At 59.6% G+C, this 6960-nt stretch carries 6 protein-coding genes and 1 riboswitch; of the genes, 2 read left to right on the top strand and 4 right to left on the bottom strand.

Annotated features, from left to right (window positions below; genetic code table 11):
- Positions 1–118: 118 nt before the first annotated feature.
- From LBK75_05255 to LBK75_05240, 4 genes are all read right to left on the bottom strand, one after another.
- Positions 119–2086 (bottom strand): Ig-like domain-containing protein, encoded by a 1968-nt coding sequence (locus LBK75_05255; GenBank protein MDR1157700.1) that lies wholly within the window; start codon positions 2084–2086, stop codon positions 119–121.
- An 82-nt stretch (positions 2087–2168) separates the two neighbouring features.
- Positions 2169–3575: a hypothetical protein gene (locus tag LBK75_05250; protein ID MDR1157699.1), complete on the bottom strand. Its 1407-nt coding sequence runs from the start codon at positions 3573–3575 to the stop codon at positions 2169–2171.
- A 371-nt stretch (positions 3576–3946) separates the two neighbouring features.
- Positions 3947–4849, bottom strand: coding sequence for an SH3 domain-containing protein (locus tag LBK75_05245; protein MDR1157698.1), 903 nt, complete (start codon positions 4847–4849; stop codon positions 3947–3949).
- A 173-nt stretch (positions 4850–5022) separates the two neighbouring features.
- A complete protein-coding gene (locus tag LBK75_05240) occupies positions 5023–5328 on the bottom strand; it encodes a hypothetical protein (GenBank protein MDR1157697.1) in 306 nt (101 codons plus the stop codon).
- Between the two features lie 348 nt (positions 5329–5676).
- Positions 5677–5814, top strand: a riboswitch (TPP riboswitch).
- A gap of 60 nt (positions 5815–5874) precedes the next feature.
- Between LBK75_05240 and LBK75_05235 the strand changes: the two genes are divergently transcribed.
- Together LBK75_05235 and LBK75_05230 are read left to right on the top strand one after the other, a co-directional pair.
- Complete coding sequence (locus LBK75_05235) at positions 5875–6180, top strand: thiamine-binding protein (protein ID MDR1157696.1); 306 nt, start codon at positions 5875–5877, stop codon at positions 6178–6180.
- Between the two features lie 16 nt (positions 6181–6196).
- Entirely contained in the window at positions 6197–6928 is a 732-nt protein-coding gene (locus LBK75_05230) for an ABC transporter permease (protein MDR1157695.1), read from the top strand.
- The last annotated feature ends 32 nt before the right edge of the window (positions 6929–6960 follow it).

Genomic DNA, 6960 nt, shown 5'->3' with positions numbered 1-6960 from the left:
ACCGAAAGGTTGCGCGCCAGCCTACACATCGAAACAAAAACCCAAGCACAAGCGGGGGCGCCCACCAAAACCAAAGGCCGAACTGGATTTATAGTACAAAGACGCGTAAAACTCATGGTCAGGAGACACTGACGACGACGCCGGAGGTGATGTCGCTGCCGTCCGTTGTGTGGATCGTGACGAGCGCCGTACCGGCCTTCAGCCCCGTGAGCTGGCCGCTCTCGTCCACCGTCACGACGGTCGGATTGCTGGAAGCAAATTCATAGCTCTCACTGTCGGTTCGGAAATTGAGCTGACTCTTCTGCTTCATGCGGAGAGAGATGCGGGCCGAACTGTGCGCTTCAGCGTAAGTGGCAAGCGGCGTCAGCCGTTCAAACCGCGCCTCAAGGTACCGGTCTACCACCGCGTTGAAGACATAGATCGCCTCCGCCTGGGTCAGCTTGATGCCATTCTCATACCAGCCTTCGAACACATAGTTCTCCTCCGGTGCGGCCGCCACCGTGACGCTCTCGCCCGGCGTGTACCGGCCGGCGCCGGCCACCGTGCCGCCCCTGCCTGCCGAAACCGTGATATCATAGGCTGTGCCCTCGTAGGCTACAGGCTCGTCCACAAGGCCGATCTCCCATTTCAGCCACTCAGGCGCGTCCGCGTGCGGCGTGCGGGCCGGCTCGCTGAAGATCATCGTCAGCGCGCAATCCTTGAAACCCTCGCCCATGATCTGCTGATCCGGCGGCGCCTCACCCAGACGCTGCTGGGCGGCGGATGTGTAGATCCAGACGTTCTCATAGCGTTTCTGAGCCGTGCCGCGCTGTCCATCCGTCACAGTTCCCAGATAATCCCATTTATCTTGGAAACTGCTGCTCCAGGCCGCGTCGTCCCAGCGGTAATGGCTGTCGTTGGCGGGGTTGGCCGTGGGGGTACCGGCACTGTACACTTCCACGGTGTAGGCGTGGGTACCCAGACGCCCATAGGCCCAGTCGATCAGCTCCGCAGAGGTCGGGTAGTCGTAGTAGGACTGCTTGACGTAGAAGCGGGCGTTGGGCCGCACGGTCTGCACTGTCTTCTCATAGGTCGCCCGCATGGCCTCTCCCGTCGTCTCAAAGAAGGCGACGTCCTCCGCAGGCATGTTCGTTGCTTCGTCGTTCGGCGCATAGCACCAGGGGTACAACACACACTGGATGCCCGTGTGGGCCGAGATCAGTGCGGCGGGCGGATGCGCAGTGAGGAAATTTTGAATCGCCCGCACCTCCGGCTCGGTGGCCGCATCGGGCCCCGCCGAGGACCAGGCGTTCGCGCCCTTCGAGGGCGTCTCATAGGGCCGGTAGAAGTTCCATAGATAGTCGAAAGACCGGTTCAGGTCGATGTTGCTGCCCTTCAAGTCGTCTCCGAATATACCGTTTCCGTCGCTGTCGCGGCTCTCATAGCCCAGCAAGTTGGCGCTCGGCCGACTGGCCGGCGGCGTGTCAGCCGTACCGCCCAGATACATCTGGCCGATCTTTCCGTCGTCGTTCAAGTCCACATAGGAATCGCTGTATGGCCCGCCAATGTCGTTTTTATCCATGGGCCGCATGTTCTGACGGGTACCGCGGTGGAACGAATTGGCGTAGCCGTCCGGGTTCATGACGGGAATGACATAGGTGACATACCCCTCCATGGCCCGCTTGGCCTCCGGGTCGCCGGCCGCATAGGCGGAGGGCAGCCACCAGGCCGTGTAGGCCACGCTCTCCCCGCTCTCCTGCTCACCGCCGTGAATGTTGCCAATCAGGGCGATCGGCGTCTTACCGGCGGTCTGCGGGGAACGCACATCCGCCGAGATCTCCAAACACCACAGCGGACGCTCCTCCCAGGTGTGGCCGATGGAGTACAGTTTGACGGTGTCTGGATACGTCGCCGCGAGTTCCTTGTAGAGGGTCTCAAACTCCCCCAGTGTATGTCTTTGATCCCAGAACGTCTTGACGTCCTCGGGCTCGCGGATGTTCGGCCCCGCATCGGTCCCCAGCACGGCGGCGGAGAAGACCGCGGACGGAAGCAGGCAGACGGATATGACGAGGATCACGCTGATCCCGATTTTGATTGACTTTTTCAATGCGCACAACCCCCTTACGATATTTGGGCGTTTTCACCCATTTCAGCACTTTTCAGCATCTTTATCAGCCGTGACATTCGTCTCACGACGGAAGGATCTGCGGGCCTTCACTGAAGATCATCACGAGCGCGCTGTTCTTGAAGCCCTCGCCCATGATCTGCTGATCCGGCGGTGCGTGCCCCAGCAACTGCTGCGAGCGCGCATTCCAGATCCACACATCCTGATAGGTCACCCGGCTGCTTGCGCTTCGGCCGTCCGAGATGTCGCCCAGATACACCCAGTCGCCCTCGTTGGCCGACGGCCTCGGATCCTGCCATTGATCCTGCCCGGTACCCCTCGCGTAGACCTCCACGGTGTAGGCGTGAATGCCCAGCCGCCCGTAGGCCCAATCGATCAGCTCCGCCGAGGTCGGGTAATCCTCGTACGACCGCTTGACATAGAAGGTGGCCTTCTCGCCCCGGACTGGTACCACGGTGTTTTCAAAGGCCGCCCGCATCGCCTCGGCCGTGGCCGCGAAGAATGCGTCGTCCGGCGAGGGGGTCGGGGCATAGCACCACGGGTACAGCACACACTGAATGCCCGTGTGGGCCGTAATCAGCGCCGCGGGTCGGCGGACCCGGAGGAAATTCTGAATCGCTTCCACCTCCGGCTCGGTGGCCGCGTCCGACCCAGCGGAGGACCAGGCGTTCGCGCCCAGCGGAGGCGTCTCGTAGGGCCGATTGTAGTTCCACAGGTAGTCGAATGTGCGGTTCAAGTCGATGGCGCTGCCCTTCGGATCGTCGCCAAATATGCCGTTTCCGTCGCGATCGCGGCTCTCATACCCCAGCAGGTTTTCACTCGATCGGTCAGCCGGCGGCGCCTCTTTGGTGCCTCCGGTGTACATCTGACCGACGACGCCGTCGCCGTTTACGTCGAGATAGGGGTCGCTGAACGGCCCGCCGACACCGTTTCTGTCGGTGGGACGCATGTTCTGGCGCGTGTTTACAGTGAAGGAATTGACATAACCGTCCGGATTCATGACGGGGATGATGTAGGTGACGTATTCGTTCATGACCCGCGCGGCCTGCGCGTCGCCGGCCGCGGCGGCGGACAGCAGCCACCAGGCCGTGTAGGCCACGCTCTCCCCGCTCTCCTGCTCACCGCCGTGGATGTTGCCAATCAGAGCGATCGGCGTCTTCCCGTCGGTCCGGGCCGTTTTCACGCCGCCGGAGACCTCAAGACACCACAGCGGCCGTTCCTCCCAGGTGTGGCCGACGGAGTAAAGCTTGGCGGTATTCGGATAGGCCGCCGCGAGGTCCTTGAGAAGTTGTTCCAGCTCCTCAAAGGTATGCCGCTGGTCCCAAAACGCCTTCACCGCCTCGCTGTCGCCGAAAGCCGGCCCCGCCTCCGAGGCAGCTGCTTCATCCACGGCGGAAAACGCCGCGGAGGGAAGCAGACCGAAGGAGAGCACCAGGGTCACCACCAGCAGCAGTTCCAGTACTTTTCTCAATGCACAAACCTCCCTTGTTCATTCTTCTTCCCACAAATTCTACACCCAAGCACTTCTCCCTTTTCTTACCCCCTCTCCCCTTTTGACCAGACGCAAAACAGACGAAAAAAGGAAAAAAGACGCCACAGGATAATCCTTTACAGCGTCTTTGCCGATGATACAAACAATATACAACCAACTCACCGTCTTGTCAAGGAAAAAACCGAAAATAACCCAAAGTCCACGGAAAATGGGAGCGGCGCGGCGGCACTGACGCGCTTTTGCCGCACACGCCGGATGCGATGAAGACTCTTGAGAGAAAAGTCTGAAGAAAGCCAAACGGCAGCCCGTCGTGGGCTGCCGTTTGCATCTTACGCCGCGAAGGCGGGGTGTCAGTTGATGATCCGGCGGGCTCCGATGTAGTATTTGTTGTAATAGTAATCGCTCAGGGAATTGTACTTCACGCCGCCGCCGCGGGAGGAACTGTGGATGAACTGCCCCTTGCCCACATAGATACCCACGTGGCTGGCCGCGCCGCGGTTGATGGAAGGGTCGCGGAAGAGTACGACGTCACCGAGCTTCAGCTCGTCGCGGCTCGCGACTTTTTTGCCGTTGGAGACCTGGCTCGACGCGCTGCGCCCCAATGAATAGCCGAAATGTTTGTACACATACGAGGTAAACCCCGAACAGTCAAAGGTCTTGCCGTTCATCGACCCGTAACGGTACTTGCACCCCAAGAACTCCTTGGCGTAAGCGACGACCTCGGCCCTGCGCGCCGCTTTTTCGTCGTCTGTGTCCGCCGCCTCAGCCAACGGCACGTCGTTCGCCGCCTCAACCACCATCTCGGCCACCGATTTGGCGATCTGCAGGAAATCGGGATGTATGTAACCGGTCTTATCTCCGGACTTGACCTTGTACCAACCGCTCTCGACGCCGACGACCTCCACCTGTACGTCCTTGTCTAAACGCCCCAGCACCGTCGCGTCCGTCGAAGGCATTTTGCGGAAATTGACCGACGAACCCGTGATCACACCGCCCCCCACCGGGAAATCCGCCCCCAGGCTGACTGTCAGGTAGTCGCTGTGCATGTAACCCTCGCCGCCCTGGTACACAACCCGGTACCAGTCGCCTTCCTGCTCCAGCACCACCACCTTCTCGCCGTTCTCGGCGGTCTCCAGCGACTGGGCGCCGGTGGACGGTTCCTGACGCAGATGCAGAGAACTCGCGCCAACGACGCCCACCTTCACTTCGGCGGCCAGCGCCGACACAGACGCCGCCGTCAACAACCCGCTCAAGGCCAACCCACAACAAAGGCATCTTTTCATGCCATGTTTGATCATGTCTCAAAAACCCCCACAACTCTATCTCGTTCTTGTTCTATCTAGGCCGGCGCTGGCGCCGGCATGCGACTTATCAGCTTTCGAAAGCCGGATTTTATCTAATGTGTGAAAAGGTTTTCAGCGGGCTCTCAGTTGGCGGCCAAGGCTCTCTCCAGCCAAACGGACGCCACGTCCATCGCGTTGTAGAGCCCCTCTTTCTCCGTCTTCTTCACCACACGGTCCCTGCTTTTGAGATCGGGATCCGTCAGTTGGAGCTGGATAGACACACGGGTGGCTACGTCCAGATCCTTTACCTTCTTGGCGTCGAGCACCTGCATCATGATGATATATTTCTCCGCCATGCTGCCATAATAGACAAGATTGTCCCTGCGCATCAGCGGATGGCCCTTGTAGATAAGGCCCTCATCCTTTTTCTTCTTCGTCGTTGTCGCCATCCATTCACCTCAGTCCTTACAATTTCGCTGTTGTCTCGTTACTAAAGATTTACTCTTTTGTAACCGAATTGTAACACATGTTTTTCGCTTTGTCAAATCATTTTTTCTTTTTTTGAAAATTCAGAAGGCCTTCGGCCGAAGGACCGGTTAAAAACGCCAAATGAGACATCTGACGCCCTCGGCGCTTCGAAAGGCCTAATTTGCGCGCGCCCAATTGACATTTTCAAAATACGCGATATAATAAAAGTGTCGTATATCGCTTCGGCATACTCTAACAGTACTACACCTGGTAGGGGACCACAAGATGTAGTAGGCGAGGGCGCCGGCGCGGCACGGTGCAAAACTGAATACGCATGAACGGGGAGCTGGACCTATCCGGCTGAGAGTAAGCTGATCTGGAGCTTTAACCCAAAGGGGGCGACCCGTAAGGCCGCCCCGGACCTGATCCGGGTAATGCCGGCGGAGGGAAATCATGAGAGCGGTCTTCCGCGCGGATTTCCCGTGCGGATTCTTTTTTGCCAAAAATACAAAAGGAGCTGACCGCACATGAAACAACCGCTCGCAAGTCTTGCGATCCAGGTACTCCCGCGTGTAGAGAACGGAGACGTCATCCCCATCATCGACAAAGTCATCGTCTATCTCAAAGGGACAGGCCTCAACACTTTCGTGGGCCCCTTCGAGACGACGGTGGAGGGCGATTTCGACAGGCTGTGCGAGATCGCCAAGGAGTGCCAGCTCATCTGCCTGCGCGAGGGAGCTTCGAGCGTGTCCGCCTATATCAAGATGGTCTATAACCCGTCCGAGGGAGTGTGGAGCATTGAGAAAAAAGTTTCGAAACACCACGGCGCCTAGGCGCTGGCCGCCCTTTCTGCTCGCGGCGGCGCTGGTCCTGCTCTGGCAGGGCGTCAGCGCGTCCGGCCTGCTGCCCGTCTTTTTGCTGCCGAGCCCCGTGCGGGTCGTCCTCGCCTTTGTCGGCGACTTCCCGCTGCTCATGCGCCACCTCGGGGTCACGCTGCTGGAGGCGGCCTGCGGACTGGCGCTGTCGGTCGCCGCGGCGTTTGTGCTGGCCACGCTGATGGACAACAGCGTTTTTCTGCGGCAGTCGGTGACGCCGGTTCTGCTCTTCACACAGACGATCCCCACCGTCGCCATCGCGCCGCTGCTCGTGCTGTGGATGGGGTACGGCGCCGCACCCAAGATCACGCTGATCTTCCTCACCTGCTTCTTCCCAATGACCATCGGGCTGCTGGGCGGGTTCTCCCAGGCGGACGTGGACGCCATCCGCCTGCTGCAGTCGATGGGCGCGGGCCGCCGGCAGATTTACCGCTACATCAAGCTGCCCTCCGCGATGCCCGCATTTGCTTCGGGCCTCAAAATCTCAACCACATATTCCATCGTCGGGGCCGTGATCTCGGAGTGGCTCGGCGGCACCGCCGGGCTCGGGGTCTATATGACCCGCGTGCGCAAATCGTATTCGTTTGACAAGATGTTCGCCGTGATCCTGCTGGTCTCCGCCCTGAGCGTCGCGCTGGTCACGTTGACGACCCGCCTCGCGCGCCGGCTCATGCCGTGGGACCGCTCATCTCATTCGTCGTCTTGAGATGATGAATTTTTTAAAATATGGAAATTAAA

Source organism: Oscillospiraceae bacterium (assembly GCA_031265355.1).
In the GTDB taxonomy this organism is placed as follows: domain Bacteria; phylum Bacillota; class Clostridia; order Oscillospirales; family UBA929; genus JAIRTA01.
Note: the sequence above shows the minus strand (reverse complement) of the source record. Positions and strands in the feature narration are given on the sequence as shown.

Coding starts and splice junctions, on each gene's coding strand:
- LBK75_05235 (MDR1157696.1), top strand. CDS start 5,875: ATGAAACAACCGCTCGCAAGTCTTGCGATCCAGGTACTCCCGCGTGTA.
- LBK75_05240 (MDR1157697.1), bottom strand. CDS start 5,328: ATGGCGACAACGACGAAGAAGAAAAAGGATGAGGGCCTTATCTACAAG.